We start from the raw sequence: 25,765 nt of genomic DNA, 5'->3' as shown, positions 1-25,765 counted from the left end.
GTCGCGCACGTTGCTCCTCCCGCTCGGGTTGGTTCGTCCGAGTGGGGTACCCGCGTGTCATGACGAAGCAGTCCTACGAGCCGGGTGACGAGGTCGAGTGGTCGAGCCACGGCTCGACGACCCACGGCGAGGTGAAGGAGGAGATCACCGAGGAGAAGGAGGCGGCGGGCCGCAAGGTGAAGGCGTCGGAGGACGAGCCCCAGTACCGCGTGGAGAGCGCGAAGAGCGGCAGGGACGCGGTGCACAAGCCGTCCGCTCTGCGGAAGCGCTCCAGCTGACCCGCAGGCCCTTCCGCCGGCCTTTGCAACGAGTCGTTTGCGTACGAAGTCAAAAGACCTGTTGCAAGGGTGCAGGTCAGCGTGACTGATATATCGATTTGGGAGTGTCGCGGCGAGCGTGTCGGGGTGTGTTCGCCCGCCGCGAACACCCAGTCGAGCGGCCGACGGAGTGCCGGCGAGCGACTAACGGCCGAGCAGGCGCAGGATGCGCGGACGACGGCGCTTGGCCGCGTCCTTCTTGCTCAGGGTCGCCATGGCGCGGGCCATCATCAGGTGCTGCATCTGGTCCATGCCGGACACGGTAGGCATGACCCAATCGTTATCTGAAGGTTTGAGTGGCCGTTATCACGTCGTTACACCTGGGCGCCGTCGTCCCATCCCGAGTCCGGCGGAGGGGTGTTGCGCATGCGCAGGATCAGCCAGCCGACACCCGCGCACAACGCCACCAGCGACAGCGGCGTGCCGATGCGCGACTGCAGGCCGAAGATGCCGGGTGCGACCAGGAGCAGGATGCCCAGGACGAACAGGCCGAGGGCCGCGAACGTCGAAGCGCGCAGCACCGGGAACGGCGGCGGCTCCGGCGGGACGTAGTGGTCCTCGTCGGCGGGATCTCGGAGTTCGGGCTCGTCGACGGGGTCCGGCGTGGGGTCGTCCGCCACGACCGTACGTGGCTCGGGCTCGCCGTGCCCGTTCTCCGGGCTCGCCTCGTCGAGGTCGAGCCAGTCCTTGCCGACCCCGTCCCGCTCGAGACCCGCGACGATCTCGGCAAAGAGCTCGTCGACGTTCTCCGGTCCGTCGGTCGAGTCGCGCCGGGCGTTCATCCAGAGCCTCTCCACAAAGCCGCAACCCTCTGACCCCACATCGTTGCACGAGCGGGATGTGTTGCGGGTTACGGCAGTCGGCCCAGTCACGCTCCCGGAACCGGTCGTCCGACATGGTCTTGACGCCTAAAACTGGGACTCGTTGTGTGAGGTGCGGTCGGCTCCGTAGGCTGAATGTCGGGATCAAGGTTCGCGGGGTCTTAAGGGAGGCGCTTCCCAAGGTGCTGTACTGGTTGATGAAGCACGTCCTCCTGGGACCGATTCTGCGGCTGTTCTTCCAGCCGAAGATCATCGAGGGCGCCGAGAACATCCCGAAGGAGGGCGGAGCGATCCTGGCGAGCAACCACCTCGCCGTGTCGGACTCCTTCTTCCTGCCGCTGATGCTGTCGCGGCGCATGACATTCCCCGCCAAGATCGAGTACTTCACCGGCACCGGGATCAAGGGCAAGCTGCAGAAGTGGTTCTTCTCCGGCGTCGGCCAGGTGCCGATCGACCGGTCCAGCGCGTCCGCCGCGCAGGGAGCGCTCGACACCGGCGTGCGGATCGTGCGCGAGGGCAAGCTGCTCGGCATCTACCCCGAGGGCACGCGCTCGCCCGACGCCCGCCTCTACAAGGGCAAGGTCGGTGTCGCGTGGATCGCGCTGGAGTCCGGTGCGCCGGTCATCCCGGTGGCGATGTTCGGCACGGACAAGGCGAACCCCATCGGCTCCAGGATGTGGAAGCCGCACCCGATCCGCATCAAGATCGGCAAGCCGCTCGACTTCTCCCGCTACGAGGGCCTGTCGGGTGACAGGTTCGTGCTGCGGTCCATCACCGACGAGATCATGTACGCGCTGATGGAGCTCTCCGGGCAGGAGTACGTCGACGTCTACGCGGCGAAGGCCAAGGAGCAGACGGCCGACGTGCCCGAACAGGGCAAGAAGAGCGACCGGGTGCCCGAGAAGAAGGCGAGCTGACCGCACCCCTAGGGTGTCGCGGTGCGGTTTTTCTACGACTGTGAGTTCATCGAGGACGGGCTGACCATCGACCTCGTGTCGATCGGCGTGGTCGACGAGGAAGGCCGCGAGTTCTACGCCGTGTCCACCGAGTTCGACCCCGATCGCGCGGGGCCGTGGGTGCGGCAGAACGTCCTCAACCAGCTGCCCTCGCCCGCGGACAAGGCGTGGCGCAGCCGTGCCCGCATCCGCGAGGACCTGCTCGACTTCCTCGGCGCCCGCAACGCCGCACGCGACGAGGTCGAGCTGTGGGCGTGGTTCGCCGCCTACGACCACGTGGCGCTGGCGCAGCTGTGGGGTGCGATGCCCGCGTTGCCGCGCTCGCTGCCCCGGTTCACCCGGGACCTGCGGCAACGCTGGGACGACGTCGGCCGCCCCAAGCTGCCGGCCCCTCCGGTGGACGCCCACGACGCCCTCGCCGACGCACGGCACAACCTCGCGCGCTGGAAGGTCATCGAGGAACAGCGGCAGAAAATCGGCTTTCCCGTCCGGTAAGTGAGACCCGCGTTGCTGCACCGATACAGCTCGTGAAAGTCTGCGTGACACAGAACACGAGAGATGGGGAAGCAGATGCGCATCGGTGTGCTCACTGGCGGTGGTGACTGCCCCGGTCTGAACGCTGTGATCCGGGCCGTTGTCCGCAAGGGGATCAAGGCGCACGGCTGGGAGATCGTCGGGTTCCGCAACGGGTGGCAGGGCCCGATCGAGAACCTCACCAAGTCGATCGACCTCGCGGACGTCGAGGAGATCCTGACCCGCGGTGGCACCATCCTGGGCTCGTCGCGCACGAACCCCTACAAGGTCGAGGGCGGTGTCGACCGGATCCGCGAGACCATCGCGGAGAACCAGATCGACGCCATCATCGCGATCGGCGGCGAGGACACCCTCGGTGTCGCCAAGCGCCTGACCGACGACGGCATCGGCGTCGTGGGTGTGCCGAAGACGATCGACAACGACCTCGGCGCCACGGACTACACGTTCGGCTTCGACACGGCCGTCCACATCGCGACCGAGGCCATCGACCGCCTGCGCACCACGGCCGAGTCGCACCACCGTGCGCTCGTCGTCGAGGTCATGGGCCGTCACGCCGGCTGGATCGCGCTGCACTCGGGTCTCGCGGGTGGCGCGAACGTCATCCTCGTCCCGGAGCGCCCGTTCAACGTCGACAAGGTCGTCGAGCACGTCGAGCGCCGCTTCGAGAGCGAGTTCGCGCCGATCATCGTCGTCGCCGAGGGTGCGATCCCCGAGGGTGGCGCCGAGGTGCTGCACTCCGGTGAGCGCGACGCCTTCGGTCACGTCCGCCTCGGCGGCGTCGGCCAGTGGCTCGCGGAGGAGATCGCGGACCGCACCGGCAAGGAGTCCCGCGCGGCCGTCCTCGGCCACATCCAGCGCGGTGGCACGCCGACCGCCTACGACCGCGTCCTCGCGACCCGCTTCGGCCTGCACGCCGTCGACGCCGTCGCCGCCGGTGACTTCGGCACGATGGTCGCGCTGCGCGGCACCGACATCGTGCGCGTGAAGCTGTCCGAGGCGACCGCGGAGCTCAAGACCGTCCCGACGGAGCGCTACGAAGAGGCCGAGGTCTTCTTCGGCGCCTGAGTCCGATCCAGGGCCTGACCAGGTCTGATCTGGCAATATCCAATATCCGATATATCGGTTGTGCAAAAGACGTTTGCGGACGACCGCAAACGTCTTTTGCATAAGGGGCGACGGGTCCCGCTCGCTGGGACTCCCGCTGTGACCGGGCTCTCGCTGACTGCGATGGTGAATTCACCATCCGTTGAGCAGTTGAGGAGACCCGATGAGCGACGCGCGAGTCGTCCTGCCCGAGCCGGACGCCGATGAGACCGGGCCGTACACCCACCTCGGTTTCTGCCAGGCCAAGCCGGGCTGTGAGGACCAGGTCGAGGCGTTGATCCTCGGCCTCGTCGAGCCGTTGCGCGCCGAAGAGGGCTCGATCGAGTTCCACGTCCACCGCGACCGCGCGGACCGGTCGCAGTTCGTGATCTACGAGGTGTTCCGGTCGAAGCAGGACCTGGAGAAGCACCTCGCCGAGCCGTACGTCCACGAGTTCGTTCAGGCGATCCAGCCGCTGGTCGCGGGCCCGTTGCGGCAGCAGTTCCTGCGCATGTCCAGCACCCTGCCGGCGGTGAGGTGAGCCGTGGGCCTGTTGATCTTCGCCGTCGTCACCCTGCTCTTCCTGCTCACCCGCGGGATGTGGGGCAGGCTCACCGGTAACCCGCTGCCGCAGGTCACCGCCCGTCCCGGCGGCGGGTTCCTGGCTGGTCTCGGCAAGTCGCGAACCCGCCCGAAACCCACGGTCGCCCCACCGAAGACCACCGGGGCACGGGCGGCCCGCCACGACTGCGACGTGCTCGTCGTCGGCGCCGGTCCGAGCGGGCTGATGACAGCGGCGTTGCTGGTCCGCCAGGGCGTCAAGGTCTGCGTGGTCGACGCCAACGCCGGGCCGGCCACGGAGTCGAGGGCGTTCGCCGTCCAGGCCCGCACGATCGAGCTGTTCAGAAGCATCGGACTGGCCGACGAACTGCTCGGACGCGGCGTCGTCACGACCGGTATCCGCTTCCACATCAGGGGTAGGCACGTCGGCGGCCTCGACTTCGACCGCGCGAAGGCCGCGACCACGCCGTACCAGTTCATCCTGATGGCACCGCAGTCCGAAGTGGAGGAGGTGCTGCTCCGGGACCTCGCCCGGCACGGCGTCACGGTCCGCCGCGACACGAGGCTGACGCAACTGCGCCAGACCGACGACGCCGTCACCGCGGTCCTCGGCGAGCGCACCATCACCGCCCAGTACGTCGTCGGAGCGGACGGCGCCCACAGCACCGTCCGGCAGCAGCTCGGCCTCGCCTTCGACGGCGACAAGTACGGCCAGCGCTACCTCCTGGCCGACTGCAGGGTCGAGTGGCCGCTCGACCACGCGCACTTCCGGGTGTTCATGAACCGCGACCGCATCGGCCTGTTCCTGCCCCTCGAGGGCGCCGAGACCTCACGCGTGATGGTCACCGATTTCGGCGACCCGAACGCCGAGTTCGACCTCGGCACCCTCCAGGCCGAGCTGCGCAGGGCGATGAACCTGGACGTCACCCTCAGCGCGCCGATCTGGACCAGCCGCTACCAGGTCCACCTGCGCGGCGTCGACGACTACCGCCGCGGCCGGGGTTTCCTCGTCGGCGACGCCGCCCACATCCACTCCCCGGCTGGCGGCCAGGGCATGAACACGGGTCTGCACGACGCCGCCAACCTCGCCTGGAAGCTCGCCGCGGCGATCACCGAGGGCGTGGACCTGCTCGACACCTACTCCGCGGAACGGCACCCGGCGGGCGTGCGGCTGCTGAAGTTCACCGACCGCCTCTACCGGGTCGCGGCGGGCCTGCACGGCTGGCGGGCGTGGCTGCGCGACACCGCGGGACCGTTCCTCGTCGGACGGATGTCGGCGGCCCCGATCCCGCACCGCAAGTCGTTCCACCGGCTCAGTCAGATCAGCCTCGGCTACCGGCCCAGCGAGATCAACGTCAACGAACTGCTCTACTCGCTGAAGGGTCCGCTCGCGGGCCAGCGCGTGCCGGACGCCAGGATCAACGACCGCGAGCAGGTGTTCGACCTGCTGCAGGACTACCGGCTGCACGTCATCGCGTTGTCCCGCAAGCACCTCACCACCGCCGAGATCGCCGCCACGACGGCCCGGCTGGGAGAACTCGGTGTCTCCGGCCACCTGGTCGCCCGTGTCGAAGCCAGGCAGGACGACCGCGTGCACCGAGCCGACTCGGGGCAGGTGTTCGAGCACTACGGCCTCACCGAACCGGACTCGCAGGCCCTCTACGTCATCAGGCCGGACGGCCACGTCGCCTGGCGCTGCGACGAGCTCGACTTCGAGGCCTGCCAACGGTTCCTCGCCCGGCTGCACCGCCCCACCACCCGGCAAGTCCAAGCCGCGTAGGAGAAGGGGCCCGGTCAAAGTGGCCGGGCCCCTCCTTCACCCCATCGCCGGCGATATGTCCATGTGCACGCGGTAGTCCACGATCTCCTCGCCGGACATCCAGATCACCGTCACGCACGGCAACGCGAGCTGCTTCCCGTCCGGCGCCTCGGTCTCGATCGTGAACCGGCAGAACAGCTGGTCCCCGACCTCCGCGACCTGGTCGACGACGTGCCGCACCCACGGCAACGCTCCGGCCGCTCCAGCGGTGGCGGCGACCACGGCGGCACGACCGATCAACGGCTCGTTGTTGCCGAAGACGTAGGTGGCGTCGGATGCGAACCAGGCACCGAACGCCTCGGCGTCACCGGCGTCGACCGCGGCACACATCCGCTCGACCATCTCGGTGCGCGTCATGGCTTCTTCTGCAGCGAAAGCCCGTGCTGCACCATGATCTCCGCGACCAGCTTCATGTCACGCGGCCCCGGCGGCAGCTCGGACAACGCCTGGTAGTAGTTCTCCAGCCCCGGCGGCGACACGACGGCCACCACACGCGTCTCCTCGTCGAACGGGTTGTGGAACATGTGCGGCACCCCGCGTGGCATCAGCAGCGAGTCGCCCGGCCCCAGCACGTGCTCCTCGCCGTCGAGCTCGACCACGACCCGTCCCTGCACGCACGTGAACAGCTCGTCCTCGCGGGAGTGGATGTGCGTGGGCGGCCCGCCGAGGTTCGGCGGCACCACGTACTCGAACAGCGAGTAGGCGCCCTGGGTGTCCGCGCCGGTCAGCCGCGTGTAGATGCCCAGGCCGATCGCACCGACGTTCGTGCCCTCACCGCTGCGGTAGACGTGATGCTTCACGGGGGTTTCCATGGTCTCCAACCTCGATTCGACTGAGACGGGCGAGCAGTTGGGGCGTGACCTTGCGGTACGCCGACGGCGCGACCGGGTTGAGCCAGTGCGACGCGCGGGTCATCCGGCCGATCTGCAGGCCGAGGTCCGCCAGCACCTCGTCGGCGTTCTTCAGCGAGAACGGGATGATCTTCGTGCCGCGGCAGTGGTGCTTGTTCGTCGCGCCGTCCATGAACGCGAGCTGCGCGGTCACGTCCGCCTGGCGCGCTCGAGCGTCCGGAAGGGAGAGCGCTCCCGCCAGATCGGCCGCGATCCACAGCGCCGCCATCTCCGCGTTGAGCGGGCTGAAGAACGACGAGTTGTAGCCGTTGAAGTACAGGCCCGGCACGTCGATCGGCTGGATCTGCCGGTACAGCGCGAAGTTCCCGCGCTCGTCGAACAACCGTTCCTGCACGTCGGCAGGCAGGAACGGCACGCCCTGCGTGAATCCGGTGGCGCACACGACCAGGTCGGCGGGCAGCACCGTGCCGTCGGAGAGTTCGGCGCCACCGGCCTTGAGCCGCGCGATCGTCCGATCGCGGTGCACGCGGATCTCGCCCGACTCGACACCCTCGAAGAACCCTTCGGTGGCAAGGCCGATCGCGCCCTTGACGATGTCCTCCATCTGCCCGGACGGCACGAGGTCGTGCTTCGCGAGCCCGAACTGCTTGACCGACACCGAACCGAGCGAGTTGAGCATCGAGCGCCGCATCCCGTTCGCCGGGCCGTGCAGGAACTTCTCGAACCCGCGCAGCGACCGGTAGCGGAACAACGCCTCGCCCATGCGCGTCAGCAGCAGCATCTTGAAGTTCACGGTGCCGGCGATCTTGCGAGGGACCTTCCACAGCAACTGTCGCGCGATGATGTCCGTGCTCGCCGCGACACCGCTGATCGGCACCGTCACGTCGCAGGCCGACTTGCCATACCCGACGACGAGGGCGTGCTTGCCCCGCGCCTCCTCGACGTCGAGGAACTCGGTGCCCGCGAGCACCCGTCCACCGGCGGCCTCGAACTCGTCACGGCCGGGGAAGTCCGGCACCAGCGGTTCGCAGAACACGCCGTTCGCCACGACCACGCGGTCGTAGCGGTAGGTCGTCCCCGTGTGCGTGGTCAACTCCCACACGCCGTCGACGGGCACGACCGACGTCACCGTCGTCTCCAGCCGCAGGCACGCGTCGACACCGAAGTGCCACGTGTATGCCTCCAGGTACGCCTGCACCTGTTCGCCGGTCGGCCATTCCGGCAGGTCCTTGGGCATCGGGAAGTCCGAGAACGAGTACTGGGCCTTCGGGCTCTGCGTGGTGAGGCCGGGGTAGCGCCTCGTGCGGCTCCACACGCCGCCGACGTCCGGTGTCCGGTCGAACACCTCGACCTCGTGCCCTGCCTGCAGCAGCACCTTCGCGGTGGTGAGGCCGGCGACTCCGGCGCCGATGATCGCGACTCGCATCCTGGTCCTCCTGAGTGAGGATGTGACGGCCCACACTGTGGAGCGCGCGCGAGTCCGCGACCAACCGGGAGTCCCGGCTAGTGGGACTCCCAGCGCCGCGTCGAGTAGGCCCGCGTCGCCGCCGCGGCCGCCATCCGCACGGCGGGCCCGATCCGGTCCGGGCGCACCGCCGCGCTCGGGCCGGTCACCGACAACGCCGCGGCGACTCCGCCACCGGCGCTGAAGATGGGAGCGGCGATGCAGCTGATGCCGACGATGCCCTCCTCGCGGTCATAGGCCCAGCCCCGGTCGGGGATCGCGGCGAGCTCACGGCGCAACGTGGTCGGACTCGTGATCGTGCGGGGAGTGCGGCGTTCCAGCCCGGCGGCGATCACCGCGTCCACAGTGGACGAGTCGGAGAACGCGAGCATCGCGCGGCCCAGACCCGAGCAGTGGGCCGGGATCACACCGCCGACCTGGTCGAGCATCGGCATCGGCCGGTGCCCGGTGATCTTGTCCACGACCAGCACTCGGGTGCCGTCGAGCACGCCGAGCTGCACCGTCACGCGGGCGGCGGCGTACAGGTCCTGCAGGAACGGCAGCACGGCCTCGCGCAGCTCGTGCCGCACGGGCACCAGGCCGGAGAGCTTGAACAGGCCCGTGCTGATCCGGTAGCGATCGTCCGGCTTGTCGAGCCAGCCGAGTTCGATCATGCGCCCCGCGGTCCGGTGCACCGTCGAGCGCGGCAGCCCGGACCTGCGCACCAGTTCGGCGAGGCCGAGCTCGCGGTGCGTGACGTCGAAGGCGTCCAGGATCGCCGCCGCGCGTTCGAGTGAACCGCTCGGCTCGCCTGACTGCGAGTCCCGGTCACTGGGACTCATCCTTGGTCGACCATTCGCACACGGCGACTGTAGGAGCTCATGGACGCAAACACCACGCGGGTCGCGCTCGTCGGGGGCGGCGCCGGCGGAATCGGTGCGGCGACGGCCGCGGCGCTCGTCGAGAGCGGGCACCGCGTCGTGCTGGCCGGACGCACCGAATCCACGTTGAAGGAGACCGGCGCGGCACTCGGCGCGGACCACGTGGTCTGCGACCTCGCCGATCCGGGCGAGGCCGCCGCGGTCGTGGACGAGGTCGTCGACCGCCACGGGTCGCTCGACGTGCTGGTCGTGAACGCGGGCGGGCCGTCACCGGGCGGGATCCTCGAGGTCGCGAACGCGCAGTGGCACCGCGACCTCGACCTGCTGCTGCTCGGCCCGCTGGCGTTGCTGCGGGAGGCGTTGCCACCGATGGCGGCCCGCGGGTTCGGGCGGGCCGTGGCGATCACGTCGACGGCCGTGCGGCAGCCGCAACCCGGCCTGGCGGCGTCGACGGTGTTGCGCGCCGCCGTGACGTCGGCGATGAAGCTCGCGTCTCGGCAGTTCGCGGCGGACGGCGTCACGGTCAACTGCGTCGCACCGGGCGCGACCCTGACGCCTCGCCGCATGGAGGTGTTGTGGCGCAGGGCGGAGGCGGCAGGCGTGGACTTCGACACCGCCGCCGCGCACGACCTCGCGGACATCCCGGCCCTGCGCGCCGCCGATCCGAGCGAGATCGCCGCGGCGGTCGCTTTTCTGGCTTCACCACAGGCTTCGTACGTCAACGGCACCGTGCTGACCGTCGACGGCGGCCGCACCGAAACCGTCTGAAAGGGAAAACGCGTTGGCCACCTCAGGACCCGACTTCGCCATGACCGACTTCCTCGGGGCGCTCACGCACGCGGTGCGGCCGGACGGCGCGCGGCCGTTGGTCGTGCACGACGACGAGTTGGAGACGATCCCGGCGGGTGCCGTGCCGAACCCGACGACGCTGCGGATCGCGGGCACGCTGCCGACGTCGACGTTCGAACTGTTCCGGCAGGTGATCCCGCCGGGCGAGAGCTCCGACATGCAACGGCACTACCACGAGACCGTGCACTTCGTGATCTCCGGCGACGGGCACAGCGAGATCCAGCACGCCGAACCCGAGTCGTTCGAGACCGTGTCGTGGACCTCCGGCTCGTTCGTCTACACACCGCCGTGGACGTGGCACCGCCACTACAACGACTCTTCGGAGCATCCGGTCGAGTTCCTCACCATCGAGAACTCCCGGCTGCTGGCCCTCTTCGGGCTCGCCCGCAGGCAGAGCGCGGGCCTCGCGACCTTCGCGGAGGCCCGCGCCCGTTTCGACACCAATGGGGAGGACCAGTGATTCCCGAGCACGTCAGCATCTGGGGCGAACTGTCGCATGTGGACCACGTCGTGCGGCACGTCGACGTCCCGCTGCGCGGCCACACCGTGCGGACCAGGGTCCTGCAGGCCGGGGCCGGGCCTGAACTCGTGCTGCTGCACGGCACCGGCGGCCACCTGGAGGCCTACTCACGCGACATCGCGGGGCTGGCGGAGGACTTCCACGTCACCGCCTACGACATGATCGGCCACGGCTGGTCGGACCTGCCCGACCTGCCGTACACGATCGACGTGCTGTCCGAGCACCTCGTCGGCCTGCTGGACGCGCTGGGTGTGGAGAGAGCGCATCTGTCCGGTGAGTCGCTGGGTGGCTGGGTCGTCGCGTGGGTCGCCGCGCACTTTCCGGATCGCGTCGATCGGCTCGTGCTGAACACGCCGGGCAACATCGCGAACAAGCCCGAGGTCATGGCGCGCATGCGGGACAGCACGATGGCCGCCGTGCTCGACCCGAGCGAGGAGACCGTGCGGCGGCGGGTGGAGTTCCTGTTCCACCACAAGGAGATGGTCACCGACGAACTGGTGAACCTGCGCCGTCAGGTGTACTCGCGGCCGGGGTTCGTGCAAGCGATCACCAACACGCTGGTCCTCCAGGACCCCTTGGTGCGCAAGGACTTCGCATGGGACCCGGAGTGGGTGGGGAAGGTCGCGGCACCGACGTTGCTGCTGTGGACCAGCCACGACCCGACGGGCGGGCTCGACGAGGCCGACATGTTGCTCGGGTGGCTGCCGGACGCGCGGTTGCACGTCATCGACGACGCCGGGCACTGGCCGCAGTGGGAGAAGGTCTCCGAGTTCCTCGACACGCACCGCACCTGGCTGCTGCACGGAAAGGACCCGTCCTGATGGCGGAGATCATCGGCTTCGCGGGGATGTCGCACAGCCCGTTCGCCACGCTGCTGCCGCCGGACGGTGCCGGGCCGGGCTCGGTGTTCCTGCGCGACGCGGACCGCGTGCGGCTGGCCGTGGAGAAGCTGGAACCCGACGCGATCGTCGTGATCGGGCCGGACCACTTCCACGCCAACTTCTACGACGTGATGCCGCCGTTCGTGCTCGGCGTCGAGGAAGCGGTCGGGTTCGGCGACTTCGGCAGCAGTTCGGGGCCGTTACCGGTGGAGCGGACGCTGGCCTGGGCGGCGCACGGCGGCCTGGCGGACGCGGGGTTCGACGTGTCGCTGTCGTACTCGCTGACCGTCGACCACGGGATCGTGCAGAGCTACGAGATGATCACCGGTGGCACGACGCTCCCGCTGGTGCCGTTGGTGGTCAACACGGCCGCACCGCCGTTGCCGTCGCTGGACCGGTGCGTGGAACTGGGGCGTGCTTTGGGAGACGCGCTGCGGTCGTCGGCGTTTCCCGGACGGGTGCTGGTGGTCGCGTCCGGCGGGCTGTCGCACTGGTTGCCGTCCAACGACCCGCGCGATCCGTCCGTGGTGGGGGAGCGGCGCGAGTCGTTGATCCGGGGCCGGGCCTACGCGAAGGAGTTCGCCGCCGCGCGGGAGCCTCGGGTGCGGGCGATGGGCGGTAACCCGGAAGCGCGCGTGAACGCGTCCTGGGACGAGTGGTTCCTCGACCGGCTGTCGGCGGGGTCGGCCGGGGAGATCGCCTCCATCGGGCACGAGGCCCTGGAGGACCACGCCGGCAGCGGCGGGCACGAGATCCGCTGCTGGCTCATCGGACAGGTCGCCGTCGGCCTGCCGTTGGTGTGGACGAGCTACGAGCCCGTGCCCGAGTGGATCACGGGCATGGGCATCGGAACTACTTTTCCCGTGTGAGGTCCAGGGCGATGTCGGTCAGCATGTCCTCCTGACCGCCCACCAGACGCCGGCGTCCCGCCTCCAGCAGGAGCGTGCGGACGTCGGCACCGGTGCGTTGGGCGGCGGTGTCGGCGTGGCGCAGGAACGAGCCGTAAACGCCCGCGTAGCCCAGCGTCAGGCTTTCGCGGTCGACCCGGACCGGACGGTCCATGAGCGGCCTGACCAGGTCGTCTGCCGCGTCCTGCAACGCGAACAGGTCGGCGTTGTGCTGCCACTGCTGGAGGTTCGCGACGGCGACGAACGGCTCGATCGGGCAGTTGCCCGCTCCGGCACCGAGTCCTGCCAGTGAGGCGTCGACTCGGGTGGCACCCTCCTCGACGGCGATGATCGAGTTCGCCACGGCGAGCGAGAGGTTCTCGTGCGCGTGAATGCCGATCTCGGTGCTGTCGTCGAGGACGTCCTTGTACGCGCGGATGCGGTCACGGACGTCGTGGGGGAGCAGGCGACCGCCGGAATCCGTTACGTAGACGCAGTTCGCGCCGTAGGACTCCATCAGCTTCGCCTGCCGTGCGAGCTCCTGCGGTTCGGCGAGGTGGCTCATCATCAGGAACCCGGACACGTCCATGCCGAGATCACGCGCGCCGGCGATGTGCTGGGAGGAGATGTCGGCCTCGGTGCAGTGCGTGGCGATGCGAACCGATTGCACGCCAAGGCCGTGGGCGCGCTTGAGGTCGTGCAACGTGCCGATGCCCGGCAGCAGCAAAGTCGTGAGTTTGGCCTGGGTCAACGCTTCCGCGGCCGCCTCGATCCACTCCCAGTCGGTGTGGCTGCCGGGGCCGTAGACGAGCGAGCCGCCGCTGAGGCCGTCGCCGTGCGAGACCTCGACGGCGTCGACACCGGCCTGGTCCAGCGCCCTGGCGATCTCGGTGACCTTCTTGGGATCGATGCGGTGCCGCAGAGCGTGCATGCCGTCCCGGAGCGTCACGTCCTGGAGGTAGAGCTTCATGCGCGCACCACCGCCTTCGCCATCGTCTCCGCCACGCGCAGGGCCGCGCTGGTCATGATGTCCAGATTGCCCGCGTAGGCGGGCAGGTAGTCGGCCGCGCCCTCGACCTCCAGCAGCACCGTGACCTGGTGCGTCACCGGCTCCTCGGTGAGGGTGTGCGGCTGCTCGACCGGGTCGATCTGCACCGGCTGCTTGAGGCGGTAACCGGGGACGTAGGCGGCGACCTGGGTGATCATGTGCTCGACGGACTCGCGAATCCGGTGCTGCGTCCGGGGATCCGGCGCGTTGACGAGCGCGAACACCGTGTCCCGCATGGTGATCGGCGGGTCGGCCGGGTTGAGCACGATGACGGCCTTGCCCCGTTTCGCACCGCCCACGTCCGCGATGGCCTGCGCGGTCGTCTCGGTGAACTCGTCGATGTTCGCGCGCGTGCCGGGACCCGCGCTGCGCGACGAGATCGAGGCGACGATCTCCGCGTACGGCACGGGGGTGACGGTGTTGATCGCGGCGACGATCGGGATCGTGGCCTGACCGCCGCAGGTGACCATGTTGACGTTGGGGGCGTTCAGGTGCTCGTCGAGGTTGACCGTCGGCACCACCATCGGTCCGATCGCCGCCGGGGTGAGGTCGATGACCTTCTTGCCGTGCGCGGCCAGGACCTCGGCGTGCTTCGCGTGAGCGCCCGCGGAGGTGGCGTCGAAGACGATCTCGATGTCGTCGAACCCCGGCATGGCGACGAGGCCGTCGATGCCGTCCGCCGTGGTGGGAACGCCGAGCTTCCCGGCCTTGGCGAGGCCGTCCGACGCGGGGTCGATGCCGACCAGCGCCACCACCTCCAGCACGGTGGACCGCCTGAGCACCTTGATGACGAGGTCGGTGCCGATGTTGCCCGACCCGATGATCGCGACCTTCACGCCTCCTCCTTCCCGAACGTCGCCCGCACCGTGCCGAGGCCGGTGATGGTGGCTTCGACCTCGTCGCCGGCCTGGACGGGCACGACGGGACCGAGCGCGCCGCTGAGCACGACGTCACCGGCCTTGAGCGGGTCGCCGAGTGCCGCGGCGGTCGTGGCGAGCCAGGCCAGCGCGGTCAGCGGGTCGCCCATGCAGTCCGCGCCGGTGCCGGTCGAACGCTCCACGCCGTTGACGCTGAGCACCATCGACACCCCCTTGGGCGCCACCTCGTCCAACGTCCGCTCCTGGGCGCCGAGCACGTAGAGGCCCGCCGAGGCGTTGTCCGCGACGGTGTCGGCGAACGTGATGTTCCAGCCCTCGATCCGGCTGTCCACGACCTCCAGCGACGCCTGGACGTACCCGATCGCCGCGGCGACCTTCCGCTCGTCGAACGGCCCGTCCGTGAGGTCGGCCTTCAGCACGAACGCCACCTCGGCCTCGACGCGGGGCTGCAACAGCCGGTGCGTCGGCAGCACGTCGCCGTCCTTGAACGCCATGTCGTCGAGCAGCACGCCGAAGTCCGGCTGGTCCACGCCGAGCTGCCTGCGCACCGCGGGCGAGGTGAGGCCGATCTTGCGACCCACGGGTTCGGCGCCGTCCGCGACGCGTGCGGCGATGTTGTGCTGCTGGACCGCGTAGGCCTCGGCCTCGCCGATGATGTCCCGCACGGGCGCGCACGTGACCTTGTCGCGCGCCGCTTTCGCGAGGCGCTCCGCTGCAGTTCGGACTTCGCTCATGCCGCACATCGTGGCGGTGTTCCTGCTCCACGAGGGACTCGGGAGTTCCGCTGACCGGAACTCAGTGGCACGATCGAATGATGACCGAGGTGCCGAACACCCTGCTGGGCAAGGTGATGTCGGTGCTGAACGCCTTCGGGGCCGACGACGACGAGCTCGGCTTCGCGGAACTGGGCAGGCGCACCGGCCTCTCGAAGGCGACCCTGCACCGCCTCCTGGGCGACCTGACCGACGTCCGCCTGCTCGACCGCGGCACACGCGGCTACCGCCTGGGCGGCCACCTGTTCCAGCTGGGCATCCGCGCGTCGGTCGAACGCCGCCTCGTCGAGGTGTCCACGCCGTATCTGGAAGACCTCTACGAACGCACACACGAAACCGTCCACCTCGGACTACTGGAGGGCCACGAGGTCGTCTACGCCGCCAAGATCGGCGGTCACCGGCAGGCGTCGTCACCGTCGCGGCTGGGCGGACGCATGCCGCTGCACGCGACCGCGATCGGCAAGGCCCTGCTCGCCCACGCCCTGCCGGCGTTGCGCACTGAGGTTCTGTCCGCTCCCTTGGTCCGCCGCACGCCGCGCACGGTCGTCACGCCCGGCATGCTCCGCCGTCAGCTGGCCACGATCCGGCAGACAGGGGTGGCCTACGAGTTCGAGGAGTCCAGGATCGGCCTGGCGTGTGTGGCGTCGCCGGTGCTCGGCCACGACGGGGCGGTGGTGGCCGCGGTGAGCGTCGCCGGGCCGGTGATCCGGTTCGATCCCCGGGCCCACGCGGCCTCGGTGCACGCGGCGGCGACGGGCATCGCCCTGACCCTGATCCGGCGCGCGACACTGTCGTCCGGCAGCTGATATCCAATATATCGTCGCCCGTTTTGTCCGACCTTATGCAAAAGACGTTTGCGGACGTCCGCAAACGTCTTTTGCAATGGGCGGGTAAGCGCAGGTCAGAAGGCTTTGATGTCGAGGTAGGCGCCGAACGTCCCGAGCCAGTGGTCGGCCATGTAGCCGTGCCCGCCGAACACGTAGGTCCACCCGGCTTCGCGGTGCGCGGCCGAGGCGGTGCGGGCCGTCGACACGTACCGGTGCCCGTCCGGAAGTGCTTCCGCGATCGCTTCCCAGTTCCAGGCACGAGACAGAGCGAGCCCGGCCAGGTGCGAGCCGTAGGGGTCGCTGGGGTCGTCGACCGGGAAGGGCTCGCGCAGCACGCGCCACCGTTCCGACTCGAGCTCCGGCAGGTAGGCGTCGAGCCAGTCCGCGAACTCCGCGGCGGGGAGGGCGCGGCGCATCAGGTCGGCCGTCGTCAGCGCGGGGGACAGGAAGTCGGCGGCGTCGGGTTCGAAGCCGCCGTACGCGACCTCGTCCCGGTGCCACCTCAGGGCGGCCTCGGCGCACGCGGTGGCCAGTTCGGAGTCTCCGTTCGCCTGGGCGGCGTCGAACACGAGACCGGTCGCGAACGCGGTGTTGCTGTGCGTGCCGGTGCGGATCGGCAGGCGCGCCACCGAGATCCACTCCAGCCAGCGGTCGCGCAGCACGTCCGCGATCGGCGCCACCGACCACGGCAGGCCCGAGGAGCGCAGTTCGGCGTCGAGCAGCAGCAGCCACGCCCAGCCGTACGGGCGCTCCCAGTGCCGTCCGGACGGGGAGGCGAAGAACGCGGCCTCGGTGGCGCAGTTGTCGGGGGTGATGAGCTTGTCGAGGGCGTTGCGGGCCGTGTCCGCTCCCGCGAGAGAGGGACGCAGCCGCAGCAGGCGCACGGCGAGCCACGTCTGGTGCACGCACGAGTGCCAATCGAACGACCCGGCGAACACCGGATGCAGCACCCGCTGCGGCACGAGCCGGTCGTCGCCGTCGATGACGTGCGTCCAATGGACCGGGTGGTCGCGCTGGATGTTGTCGACCGCGACGCCCAGCAGCCGGGTCGCGGTGCCGTCATCCAATCGGGTGGCGTTCATGGCCCACATCATGCAATGCGGCACCACGACACGGCAGAGGTCGGTAGTTGACAAGTAACAGACTTCACTCTGCCGGAGGTAACAGCGGTTACGCCGGATGACGGCCAGGTCGGCGGCCTGGAAGCGCTGACAGGCCCGGCCCGGTCTCTCAGTGTGGGACAACTAGGATGAGCAGCGTGAACTGGACCGTGGACGTGCCCATCGACACGCTTCCCGAGCTTCCGCCGCTGCCTCCCGAGATGCGCAAGCGCCTGGACGACGCCCTGTCGCGCCCGGCAGCCCAGCAGCCCGAATGGCCCGACGCCGAACAGGTGCGTCGTGTGCGGACCGTGCTCGAGAGCGTGCCGCCGATCACCGTGCCCGCCGAGATCGACCGGCTGCACACGCAACTGGCGCAGGTCGCGAACGGTGAGGCATTTCTCCTGCAGGGCGGTGACTGCGCGGAGACGTTCGCTGACAACACCGAGCCGCACATCCGCGCGAACATCCGGACCCTGCTGCAGATGGCCGTGGTGCTGACCTACGGCGCGAGTCTCCCGGTGGTGAAGGTCGGCCGCATCGCCGGCCAGTACGCCAAGCCGCGTTCGTCGGGCATCGACGCCCTCGGCCTGCCGTCCTACCGCGGCGACATCATCAACTCCCTGGTCGCGACGCCCGAAGCCCGCGTCGCCGACCCCGGTCGCATGATCCGCGCCTACGCGAACGCCGGCGCGGCCATGAACCTGCTCCGCGCGCTCACCGGCGCGGGTCTCGCCGACCTGCACCGCGTGCACGACTGGAACCGCGACTTCGTGCGCACCTCGCCCGCCGGCGAGCGCTACGAGGCCCTGGCCGGCGAGATCGACCGCGGCCTCAAGTTCATGTCGGCGTGCGGTGTGAACGACCAGTCGCTGCACGGCACCGAGATCTTCGCCTCGCACGAGGCGCTGCTCCTCGACTACGAGCGCGCGCTGCTCCGCCTCGACACGACGGGTGACGAGCCCAAGCTCTACGACCTGTCGTCGCACTTCGTGTGGATCGGTGAGCGCACCCGTCAGCTCGACGGCGCGCACATCGCGTTCGCCGAGATGCTCGCGAACCCGATCGGGCTCAAGATCGGCCCGACGACGTCGCCCGAGATGGCCGTCGAGTACGTCGAGCGCCTCGACCCGCACAACAAGCCGGGCCGCCTGACGCTCATCTCGCGCATGGGCAACCAGAAGGTGCGCGACGTGCTGCCCGCCATCATCGAGAAGGTCGAGGCCAGCGGCCACAAGGTCATCTGGCAGTGCGACCCGATGCACGGCAACACGCACGAGTCGTCGACCGGCTACAAGACCCGGCACTTCGACCGCATCGTCGACGAGGTCCAGGGCTTCTTCGAGGTGCACCGCCGCCTCGGCACGCACCCCGGCGGCATCCACATCGAGCTCACGGGTGAGGACGTCACCGAGTGCCTCGGCGGCGCCCAGGAGATCTCCGACGACGACCTCGCCGGCCGCTACGAGACGGCGTGCGACCCGCGCCTGAACACGCAGCAGTCGCTCGAGCTCGCGTTCCTCGTCGCCGAGATGCTGCGGTCCTGACGAGTTTCCTGAAGACGAGCTGAAGAACGAAGGGCCCCGCGTCGAGAACGCGGGGCCCTTCGCTTTGCCCTGATCAGAGGCCGACGATCGTGATCTCGGTACCTCGCTTCACCCGCGTCCTCGGCGGGATCGACTGGTTCACGACGGTCGCGTTGTTGCTCTTGTTGAACTCGACCTTGACCTTCAGGCCGGCCCGTTCGAGCTCCTCCTTGGCTTCCCGCACCTTCTGCCGGGTGACGTCGGGGACCTCGATCTCGCGGTCGTTGCTCTCGTAGAACAACGTGACGCGCTTGTTCTGCGTCGGGTCGAGCACCGTGCCCGCCGGCGGGTCCGTCCTGACCACGCGCGACCCGGCGTTCTCCGGGCCGTCGTCGCCACTCGCGTCGACCGCCTCCAGACCGGCGCGCTGCAGTTCCGCGAACGCCTCGTCCTTCGTCTTGCCCGTCACGTTCGGCACGGGCAGGCGCGGCGGCGGTCCCTTGCTCAGGATGAGCGTCACCGGGGCGTCGAGGGCGAGCGCCGTGCCGGGGCGTGGGTCGAGGCCCACGACCTTGCCGATCGGCACGGTGTCGTGGAACGCGTCCTTCGTGGGGTCCTTGACCGTCTTGAGGCCCGCGGTCTGGATCTCCTTGGTCGCGGCGTCCACCTCCGCGCCCGCGGTGATGAACGGCACGACCGGCCTGCCACGCGACACGACGAGCTTGACCTGCTCGTTCTTGCGCAGCTCCGCGCCGGGGCCGGGGTCGGAGCTGATGACGGTGCCGTTGGGCACGTCGTTGGACGGCACCTTCTCGACCAGGCCCGTCAGGTCGGCCTTCGAGAGCAGCACCTGCGCGTTCTGCTCCGACTGGCCGGCCACCGACGGCATCTCCGTGTAGCGGTTCGCGCCGACGTACCAGGTGAACAGGCCGATGGCGACAACCACGACGGCGGCGACGGATCCCCAGATCGTGTAGAGCTTCTTGCGGCGCTTGCGTTCTTCCTCGAGTTTCTCGGCCTGCGTCTTCCGCTTCTGCGCGGGACGGCGGCGCGGAGGCTCCGGGCGCTGCATCGTCCGCGTCGCCGAGGCTCCGGCGGGGAAGCCGGGAGGAGGCGTCGGCGGCCCCGTGTGGACCGTCGTCATCGCCCCGGCGTTCAGCCCGGGGTTCAGCGGCGGCTTCGGCACCACCGGCCTGGTCGCCTCGGCTGCCGAGGGGGGAGTGGCGCCGACGGCGACGGGAACCGGCCGCATGACGACCGTCCTGTCGTTCTCGGGCACCGAGCCGGGCACGGGCACCGGCTGCGGCGTGAGGCCCAGATCCGTGCCCACGCGCTCCAGTTCGGCCAGGAACGTGTCGGCGTTCGCGGGCCGCAGCGACGGGTCGCGCCGCGTCGCCTTGCGCACCAGCGTGTCGAGCGCCAGCGGGATCTCCGGAACCGACGGGACGTCCGAGTTCACGTGCTGGTAGGCCACCGAGATGGCCGTCTCGCCGCGGTAGGGCGCCTGACCGGCCAGCATCTCGTAGAGCACGATCCCGGCCGAGTAGACGTCACTGCGCGCGTCCGCGGCTCCCGTTTCCACCTGTTCGGGTGACAGATAGGCGACGGTGCCCAGGATCTCGCTGTCGCTCGTGACGCCGTTCTCGCCGATCGCGCGGGCCAGCCCGAAGTCCGCCACCTTGACCTGGCCACCAGGCCCGATCAGCACGTTCTCCGGTTTCACGTCCCGATGCACGAGCCCGGCGCGGTGTGCCGCGCCCAACGCCGACAGCACCGGCCCGAGGATGCTCAACGCGACGGCGGGAGCGAGCTTGCCGCGCTGGTTGAGCAGGTCACGGAGGTTGCCGCCGTCGATCAGCTCCATCACCAGGTACACCTGGTCACCGTCGACGCCCTGGTCGTGCACGGACACCACTGCCGGGTGGTGCAACTGGGCCGCCGCTCGCGCCTCACGTTCGAAGCGCGCCACGAACGTAGGGTCCGCGGTCAGGTGCGGATCCATCACCTTGATGGCCACATCGCGATCGAGGCGAGTGTCACGACCTCGATAGACGGTGGACATGCCACCGCGCGCGAGCACGGAGTCCACCCGGTAGCGCTGCTCCAGCAGTCCACCCATCACGTTCGAAACCGACCTCTCCACAGTGCGAGATGGTAAAGCTCAGGATGACCCGGTTGGCGGAAGGGCGTTCCCAGTTCGGTTATGGCATTGTGACCCCCGTGAGTGCGATTCCTGCCGCTGCGGATGTATTGGCTGCCGACCTGGAGGTTCTTCACCTCCCCGAGGTTGCCGACCGAATGGGGCTTCCGGTCACCCGGGTCCACCAACTGCTGCGCGACGGGCAACTGCTCGCCGAGCGGCGCGCCGGCGTTCTCGTCATCCCGGCGGCGTTCCTCGCTGCCGGAGCAGTGGTGAAGGGTCTGCCCGGCACCATCACGGTGCTGCGCGACCAGAACTTCTCCACGGACGAGATCCTGCGCTGGCTCTTCACGGAGGACGAAAGCCTCCCTGGCACTCCGATCGAAGCATTGCGCGGAGACCGTGGGCGCGAGGTAAAGCGCCGCGCGCAGTCCATGGGCTTCTAGGCCACCGATCACGGCGGTTCCAGACGTCTCCGCAGGTGAGAGGCGTCTGGAACCCTTGTGCCCGGCTAAAGCGGTGCTCACCTCGTCATCACACGTGCGATGAGGGCCTGAGCGGCGCCGGGTACTGCCACGGCCAGTCTTCTTGAGTTCGGCACGGCCACGCGCCGCCACAGCACCTCGCAGCCGATGAGCCCGAGGATGTCGCGATACAGCGTGTATGCAGCACGTACACAGGGCCGCGACGCCGCCGACAGCATGCCGATGCCCAGCTCCGCAGACTGATATATCGCATATGAGTGCGCGACGAGATCGTCGAGAGCCCTGTGCACCCGGACGTTTGCGCGCTTCCGCAAACGACACCATTGCAATAGCTCGCGGTCGACACCGTGCGCGGTCAGCACGTCCAACGGCAGGTAGACCCGGCCTCGGTCGAGGTCCTCGCCGACATCGCGCAGGAAGTTCGTGAGCTGGAACGCCGTCCCGAGCCGGGCCGCGTACGGTTCGGCCTCCTCGCGGGGCACGACGGTGCCGAGCACCGGCAGCATCTGCAGCCCGACGACCTCCGCCGAACCGCGCATGTAGACGCCGAGCGCGTCGAGGTCCGCGTACTCGGTCACGCCGAGGTCCATCCGCATCGACGCGAGGAAGTCGGCGAACAGCGACCTGTCGATGTCGTAGCGGCGCAGCGTGTCGGTCAGCGCGTGCAGGATCGGGTTCGACGGTTCCTTGTCGAGCAGCCGCTCCAGGCGGTCCAGTTCACCCGCGCGGTCGGTCACCCCCGCGGCGTCGACGATCTCGTCGGCCCAGCGCGCGAACGCGTACAACGCGTGCACGGCGGGCCGCTGCTCAGGCCGCAGCAGCGTCGTCGCCAGGAAGAACGTTCTGCCGTACCGCGCGTTCACCCGGCGGCAAGCGGCATAGGCGTGGCCCAGGTCCATGGTCCCGGGGCTCATTCGTAGCGCGAGGACAGGCCGAACGGGTCCGGCTTCACCAGCGACCTTGCCGCGAGCCCCGACACCACCAGCGCGAAGAACAGGTAGCCCCACGAGTAGAGCGCCGTGTCGCCGTTCGGGAACGTCACCAGCATCAGGAACAGCGACGCGACCGTCATCGTCACCAGGCCGGCCGTGCTCCACGCGAACCCGGCGGCCAGCGCCAGCGGCCAGGTGAAGTACCAGGGCAGCGTCGCGGGGGACAGCAGCGCCACGGCCAGCATCGTCAGCGCGCCTCGCCGGATCGCGTCGCGCACCTCCCCGTCACGCGACGCCCACCACTGCGTGTACGCGATCCAGATCAGCACCACGGAGCCCAGAGCTCGCGCGACGCCGATGAAGATGCCGCCGTCGACGTAGACGAACCAGTTCACGACCATGCGCACGAAGTCGCCGACCGCACTCGGCACCGACAGCCAGTTGATGATCATCGACGAGCTGCGCAGCGCCGGGATCCAGCCGAGGTTCACCCCGGCGATCACCGTGCACACGGCGAACGTCCCGAGGAACGCGGCGAGGCCCGGCAGCAGTGCCTTGCGGAACTGGGCGCGCTTGTCGCCGTCCAGGCGCGCAGCCCAGATCCAGACGAGGAACGGCGCGACCACGACGGCCGTGGCCTTCACCGAGAACGCGAGGGCGAGCAGCACGAAGCCGAGCACGTGCCGGCGGTCGAGCGCCAGCAGCACACCGGCCGCCATCAGCCCGATCATCAGCAGGTCGTTGTGCGCTCCGCCGATGAGGTGGATCAGCACCAGCGGGTTCGCCGCGACCAGCCACAGCGCGATCGCCGACTTGCCGCCCAGGTGCCTGCTCAGGCCCGGCAGCGCCCAGCACAGCAGCACCAGGCCACCGGCGAGGGAGAAGCGCATGGCGACGACGCCGAGGATGACGCTCGCGTCCGTGATCCACACGATCGCCTTGGCGATCAGGATGAACAACGGCCCGTACGGCGCCGGCGTGTGCTGCCACACCCAGCTGACGTTCTCGGACAGCGTGCTCTGCAGGACGGCGGGCCCGACGGTGTACGGGTCGTAGCCGCTCAGCGCGAGCTGGCCCTGCGCCAGGTAGCTGTAGATGTCCTTGCTGAACAGCGGCGGCGCGAACAGCAGCGGCAACGTCCAGACCGTCACCGCGACCAGCACCGCGAAGTCGCCGATCTCGCCCCACCGCACGAGGCGGCCGAGCCGGATCCACGCCCAGATGACGAGGCCCAGCCCGAGGTACAGGACCATGCTCGCCAGGTCGCGGCCGTGGCCGTAGCGCAGCCAGCTCAGCCCGACCTCGCCCAGCAGCGGGTCGCGTTCGAGGATCGCGCCGGCACCCATGCCCCCGAGCGCGATCAGCGCCACGCCCAGCAGACCGAGCATGGTCGTGCGGATGGGGATGGCGTAGGTGTTCGCGCGCACGACTGGTTGAAGCTCCTGTGGAGACGCCTCGGAGCTCGTGCGGGGTAGGGACGGGGTTGCTGCCATCGCCCGAACATCGTTGCACAACGCGCGGAAGCGTCAGCAGGCAACGGCCCACACGGTCATGAGGAGTTAATCAACTCTCAGGAAGAGAGATCATGATCGACTTCAGAAGGCCCGCTTCGTCGAGCTGATCGCGAGGTCGGCGAGCTTGGTGGCGGCCGGTTCGGCCACGGGGGCGTCGTCCAGGGCGGCCAGCGCGCTCTTCGTCAGCTCCTCGATGCGCTCCTCGACGGCGTCGACGGCGCCGACGTCCACGAGCGCGCGCCGGACCTCCTCGACGGTGTCCAGGTCGAGGTCGGGCTTGCCGAGAGCGATATCCAATATATCGGCGCCGTACTGCATGCCGAGCGCGACGAGCAGCGTGCGCTTGCCCTCGGAGAGGTCGTCACCCGCGGGCTTGCCGGTGACCTCGGGGTCGCCGAAGACGCCGAGCAGGTCGTCGCGCAGCTGGAACGCGACGCCGATGTCGGCCCCGAACGCGCGCAGGCCGTCGATCAGCTCGGGTGAGGCGCCCGCCATCGCCGCGCCCATGTGCAGCGGCCGTTCGACGGTGTACGCGGCTGTCTTGAGCCGGTCGATGCGCAGCGCGGCGTCCGGGGACGAGTCACCCCGCGCCTGCGTCAGCACGTCGAGGTACTGGCCGGCGAGCATCTCGGTGCGCATGTCCCGCCACGGCTCGCTCATCCGGCGCAGCACCTCGGAGGGCAGCCCGGCGGCGAAGAGCATGTCGTCGGCCCACGCCAGCGCGACGTCGCCGATCAGCACGGCCGCGGACATGCCGAAGCGTTCCGGCGAACCGAGCCAGCCCTGCTCGCGGTGCCGCGCGCCGAACGCGATGTGCACGGTCGGTTTGCCCCGGCGCACGGACGACGCGTCCATCAGGTCGTCGTGGATCAGCGCGCACGCCTGGATCAGCTCCAGCGAGCTGACCGCCGTGAGGACCTCGTCCGCGAGTTCACCGTCGGGGTCACCGCCGGCCGCACGCCAGCCCCACCACGCGTAGGTCGGGCGGATCCGCTTGCCGCCGCCCAGCACGAAGTCGGAGAGCGCGTCGACCGCGCTCGCGAAACTCGGGTCCATCGCCTCGCCGGACGCGCGCCGGGAGGCCAGGTACGTGGTCAGCGCTTCGTCGACGTGCTGGGGCAGGGCAACGTCGATTGGGTGGTGGGACACACGTCCATGGTCCGCTGTGTCCGGGGCCACCCGCATGTCGGGGCACGCGTACCAGATGGTGAGCGGGTGTCTCACCTGGCGGAAGACCCACTAGGCTTGGCTCCATGACGTCGGTGGTGCAACGGCTCCAGGGGGAGTTCCCCAAGTTCTCGGTGGAGTTCCTCCCGCCGCGAGACGCGGAGGACGAGAAGATCCTCTGGAAGGCCGTTCGCGAGCTGGAGGGCCTCGACCCGGCGTTCGTGTCGATCACCTACGGCGCCGGCGGGTCGCGCCGGGACCGCACCATCCGCGCCACCGGCCGCATCGCGCAGGAGACGACGCTGCTGCCCGTCGCGCACCTCACCGCCGTCGAGCACTCGGTGGCGGAGCTGCGCAACGTCATCGGCTGGTACGCGGCGATCGGCGTGCGCAACGTCCTGGCGCTGCGCGGCGACCCTCCCGGCGACCCGATGGGCGAGTGGGTCGCGCACCCCGAGGGCCTCAACTACGCCGACGAGCTGGTGCGGCTGGTCCGCGAGCTCGGCGACTTCTGCGTGGGCGTGGCGGCGTTCCCGTACGGGCACCCGCGCTCCGGCGACCTCGACACCGACTTGAAGTACCTGCTGCGCAAGCTCGACGCGGGCGCGGACTACGCGGTGGCCCAGCTGTTCCACGCGCCGGAGCCGTTCCTGCGGATGCGCGACCGGGTGGCGGACGCGGGCTGCACCGCGGCGATCCTGCCCGGCATCATGCCGATGCTCTCGCCGCGCGGCCTGGCCAAGATCGTGGAGCTGTCCGGCGCCGATCTGCCGCTCGACGTCTCGCGCCGGCTCGCCCCGTACGCGGACGACGTCGCGGGGTTCCGGGCGACCGGCATCGACATCGCGACCGAGATGTGCCAGCGCCTGCTCGACGAGGGCGTTCCGGCCCTGCACTTCTACACGATGAACAGGGCCAAGGCGACGCGGGAAGTGCTGGGGCGCCTGGGTTTGGTGACGCGCGCCTAGGCC

General features: G+C 69.6%; 27 protein-coding genes. 14 read left to right on the top strand and 13 right to left on the bottom strand.

Annotated features, from left to right (window positions below):
• Positions 1–59: 59 nt before the first annotated feature.
• Positions 60–278: a hypervirulence associated TUDOR domain-containing protein gene (locus PV646_RS43735; protein WP_500348965.1), complete on the top strand. Its 219-nt coding sequence runs from the start codon at positions 60–62 to the stop codon at positions 276–278.
• Between the two features lie 353 nt (positions 279–631).
• Here PV646_RS43735 and PV646_RS43730 read toward each other — a convergent pair whose 3' ends face one another.
• Positions 632–1,099, bottom strand: a complete 468-nt coding sequence (locus PV646_RS43730) for a hypothetical protein (protein WP_500348964.1) — start codon at positions 1,097–1,099, stop codon at positions 632–634.
• 236 nt (positions 1,100–1,335) lie between these two features.
• Between PV646_RS43730 and PV646_RS43725 the strand changes: the two genes are divergently transcribed.
• The 5 genes from PV646_RS43725 to PV646_RS43705 all read left to right on the top strand — a co-directional run bounded on the left by PV646_RS43725 (position 1,336) and on the right by PV646_RS43705 (position 6,052).
• Positions 1,336–2,055: a lysophospholipid acyltransferase family protein gene (locus PV646_RS43725; RefSeq protein WP_500348962.1), complete on the top strand. Its 720-nt coding sequence runs from the start codon at positions 1,336–1,338 to the stop codon at positions 2,053–2,055.
• A gap of 21 nt (positions 2,056–2,076) precedes the next feature.
• Complete coding sequence (locus tag PV646_RS43720) at positions 2,077–2,589, top strand: polyadenylate-specific 3'-exoribonuclease AS (RefSeq protein WP_500348960.1); 513 nt, start codon at positions 2,077–2,079, stop codon at positions 2,587–2,589.
• Positions 2,590–2,664: 75 nt separating this feature from the next.
• A complete protein-coding gene (locus PV646_RS43715) occupies positions 2,665–3,693 on the top strand; it encodes a 6-phosphofructokinase (protein ID WP_500348994.1) in 1,029 nt (342 codons plus the stop codon).
• A gap of 202 nt (positions 3,694–3,895) precedes the next feature.
• Entirely contained in the window at positions 3,896–4,252 is a 357-nt protein-coding gene (locus PV646_RS43710; protein ID WP_500348959.1) for a putative quinol monooxygenase, read from the top strand.
• A gap of 3 nt (positions 4,253–4,255) precedes the next feature.
• Positions 4,256–6,052, top strand: a complete 1,797-nt coding sequence (locus PV646_RS43705; protein ID WP_500348957.1) for an FAD-dependent monooxygenase — start codon at positions 4,256–4,258, stop codon at positions 6,050–6,052.
• 36 nt (positions 6,053–6,088) lie between these two features.
• Here the strand turns inward: PV646_RS43705 and PV646_RS43700 are convergent, their stop codons facing one another.
• From PV646_RS43700 to PV646_RS43685, 4 genes are all read right to left on the bottom strand, one after another.
• Positions 6,089–6,448 (bottom strand): nuclear transport factor 2 family protein, encoded by a 360-nt coding sequence (locus PV646_RS43700; RefSeq protein WP_500348955.1) that lies wholly within the window; start codon positions 6,446–6,448, stop codon positions 6,089–6,091.
• Complete coding sequence (locus tag PV646_RS43695; protein WP_500348954.1) at positions 6,445–6,903, bottom strand: cupin domain-containing protein; 459 nt, start codon at positions 6,901–6,903, stop codon at positions 6,445–6,447. The genes PV646_RS43700 and PV646_RS43695 overlap by 4 nt, the downstream gene beginning before the upstream one ends.
• Positions 6,863–8,368 (bottom strand): flavin-containing monooxygenase, encoded by a 1,506-nt coding sequence (locus tag PV646_RS43690; protein ID WP_500348952.1) that lies wholly within the window; start codon positions 8,366–8,368, stop codon positions 6,863–6,865. Before PV646_RS43690 ends, PV646_RS43695 begins: the two co-directional genes overlap by 41 nt.
• Positions 8,369–8,445: 77 nt before the next feature.
• Complete coding sequence (locus PV646_RS43685) at positions 8,446–9,228, bottom strand: IclR family transcriptional regulator (protein ID WP_500348951.1); 783 nt, start codon at positions 9,226–9,228, stop codon at positions 8,446–8,448.
• Positions 9,229–9,267: 39 nt separating this feature from the next.
• On the opposite strand from PV646_RS43685, the gene PV646_RS43680 reads away from it, so the two are divergent.
• The 4 genes from PV646_RS43680 to PV646_RS43665 are packed head-to-tail and all read left to right on the top strand — an operon-like array spanning position 9,268 to position 12,386.
• Entirely contained in the window at positions 9,268–10,035 is a 768-nt protein-coding gene (locus PV646_RS43680) for an SDR family oxidoreductase (RefSeq protein ID WP_500348949.1), read from the top strand.
• A gap of 13 nt (positions 10,036–10,048) precedes the next feature.
• Positions 10,049–10,576: a cupin domain-containing protein gene (locus tag PV646_RS43675; protein ID WP_500348947.1), complete on the top strand. Its 528-nt coding sequence runs from the start codon at positions 10,049–10,051 to the stop codon at positions 10,574–10,576.
• Complete coding sequence (locus PV646_RS43670; protein ID WP_500348945.1) at positions 10,573–11,457, top strand: alpha/beta fold hydrolase; 885 nt, start codon at positions 10,573–10,575, stop codon at positions 11,455–11,457. The genes PV646_RS43675 and PV646_RS43670 overlap by 4 nt, the downstream gene beginning before the upstream one ends.
• Complete coding sequence (locus tag PV646_RS43665) at positions 11,457–12,386, top strand: DODA-type extradiol aromatic ring-opening family dioxygenase (RefSeq protein WP_500348943.1); 930 nt, start codon at positions 11,457–11,459, stop codon at positions 12,384–12,386. The genes PV646_RS43670 and PV646_RS43665 overlap by 1 nt, the downstream gene beginning before the upstream one ends.
• Here the strand turns inward: PV646_RS43665 and dmpG are convergent.
• The 3 genes from dmpG to PV646_RS43650 are packed head-to-tail and all read right to left on the bottom strand — an operon-like array spanning position 12,370 to position 15,064.
• Positions 12,370–13,374, bottom strand: coding sequence for a 4-hydroxy-2-oxovalerate aldolase (gene dmpG / locus PV646_RS43660; protein WP_500348941.1), 1,005 nt, complete (start codon positions 13,372–13,374; stop codon positions 12,370–12,372). The genes PV646_RS43665 and dmpG overlap by 17 nt on opposite strands.
• Positions 13,371–14,288, bottom strand: coding sequence for an acetaldehyde dehydrogenase (acetylating) (locus PV646_RS43655; protein ID WP_500348939.1), 918 nt, complete (start codon positions 14,286–14,288; stop codon positions 13,371–13,373). The genes dmpG and PV646_RS43655 overlap by 4 nt, the downstream gene beginning before the upstream one ends.
• Positions 14,285–15,064, bottom strand: a complete 780-nt coding sequence (locus PV646_RS43650; protein WP_500348938.1) for a 2-keto-4-pentenoate hydratase — start codon at positions 15,062–15,064, stop codon at positions 14,285–14,287. Before PV646_RS43650 ends, PV646_RS43655 begins: the two co-directional genes overlap by 4 nt.
• An 80-nt stretch (positions 15,065–15,144) precedes the next feature.
• Here PV646_RS43650 and PV646_RS43645 point away from each other — a divergent pair, with 80 nt between their 5' ends.
• Positions 15,145–15,909: an IclR family transcriptional regulator gene (locus tag PV646_RS43645; protein WP_500348936.1), complete on the top strand. Its 765-nt coding sequence runs from the start codon at positions 15,145–15,147 to the stop codon at positions 15,907–15,909.
• 95 nt (positions 15,910–16,004) lie between these two features.
• Here PV646_RS43645 and PV646_RS43640 read toward each other — a convergent pair whose 3' ends face one another.
• Positions 16,005–17,012, bottom strand: a complete 1,008-nt coding sequence (locus PV646_RS43640) for a DUF2891 domain-containing protein (protein WP_500348935.1) — start codon at positions 17,010–17,012, stop codon at positions 16,005–16,007.
• 239 nt (positions 17,013–17,251) lie between these two features.
• Here PV646_RS43640 and PV646_RS43635 point away from each other — a divergent pair, with 239 nt between their 5' ends.
• The gene (locus PV646_RS43635; RefSeq protein ID WP_500348992.1) at positions 17,252–18,577 is read left to right on the top strand and encodes a class II 3-deoxy-7-phosphoheptulonate synthase; all 1,326 of its coding nucleotides are present in this window, start codon (positions 17,252–17,254) and stop codon (positions 18,575–18,577) included.
• A gap of 73 nt (positions 18,578–18,650) precedes the next feature.
• Here the strand turns inward: PV646_RS43635 and pknB are convergent, their stop codons facing one another.
• Positions 18,651–20,699: a Stk1 family PASTA domain-containing Ser/Thr kinase gene (pknB, locus tag PV646_RS43630; RefSeq protein ID WP_500348933.1), complete on the bottom strand. Its 2,049-nt coding sequence runs from the start codon at positions 20,697–20,699 to the stop codon at positions 18,651–18,653.
• Positions 20,700–20,776: 77 nt separating this feature from the next.
• On the opposite strand from pknB, the gene PV646_RS43625 reads away from it, so the two are divergent.
• Positions 20,777–21,142, top strand: coding sequence for an Rv2175c family DNA-binding protein (locus PV646_RS43625; RefSeq protein WP_452254499.1), 366 nt, complete (start codon positions 20,777–20,779; stop codon positions 21,140–21,142).
• A 77-nt stretch (positions 21,143–21,219) separates the two neighbouring features.
• On the opposite strand, the gene PV646_RS43620 is transcribed toward PV646_RS43625, so the two are convergent.
• The 3 genes from PV646_RS43620 to PV646_RS43610 all read right to left on the bottom strand — a co-directional run bounded on the left by PV646_RS43620 (position 21,220) and on the right by PV646_RS43610 (position 24,776).
• Positions 21,220–22,080: a phytoene/squalene synthase family protein gene (locus PV646_RS43620; RefSeq protein WP_500348931.1), complete on the bottom strand. Its 861-nt coding sequence runs from the start codon at positions 22,078–22,080 to the stop codon at positions 21,220–21,222.
• Between the two features lie 11 nt (positions 22,081–22,091).
• Positions 22,092–23,540 (bottom strand): polyprenol phosphomannose-dependent alpha 1,6 mannosyltransferase MptB, encoded by a 1,449-nt coding sequence (gene mptB, locus PV646_RS43615; protein ID WP_500348930.1) that lies wholly within the window; start codon positions 23,538–23,540, stop codon positions 22,092–22,094.
• Between the two features lie 168 nt (positions 23,541–23,708).
• Positions 23,709–24,776 (bottom strand): polyprenyl synthetase family protein, encoded by a 1,068-nt coding sequence (locus PV646_RS43610; RefSeq protein WP_500348928.1) that lies wholly within the window; start codon positions 24,774–24,776, stop codon positions 23,709–23,711.
• A 104-nt stretch (positions 24,777–24,880) separates the two neighbouring features.
• Between PV646_RS43610 and metF the strand changes: the two genes are divergently transcribed.
• Entirely contained in the window at positions 24,881–25,762 is an 882-nt protein-coding gene (gene metF, locus PV646_RS43605) for a methylenetetrahydrofolate reductase [NAD(P)H] (protein WP_500348927.1), read from the top strand.
• Positions 25,763–25,765: the final 3 nt, after the last annotated feature.

The sequence above is a fragment of the Streptomyces sp. ID05-26A genome (genome assembly GCF_033794685.1).
GTDB lineage: Bacteria > Actinomycetota > Actinomycetes > Mycobacteriales > Pseudonocardiaceae > Lentzea.
Note: the sequence above shows the minus strand (reverse complement) of the source record. Positions and strands in the feature narration are given on the sequence as shown.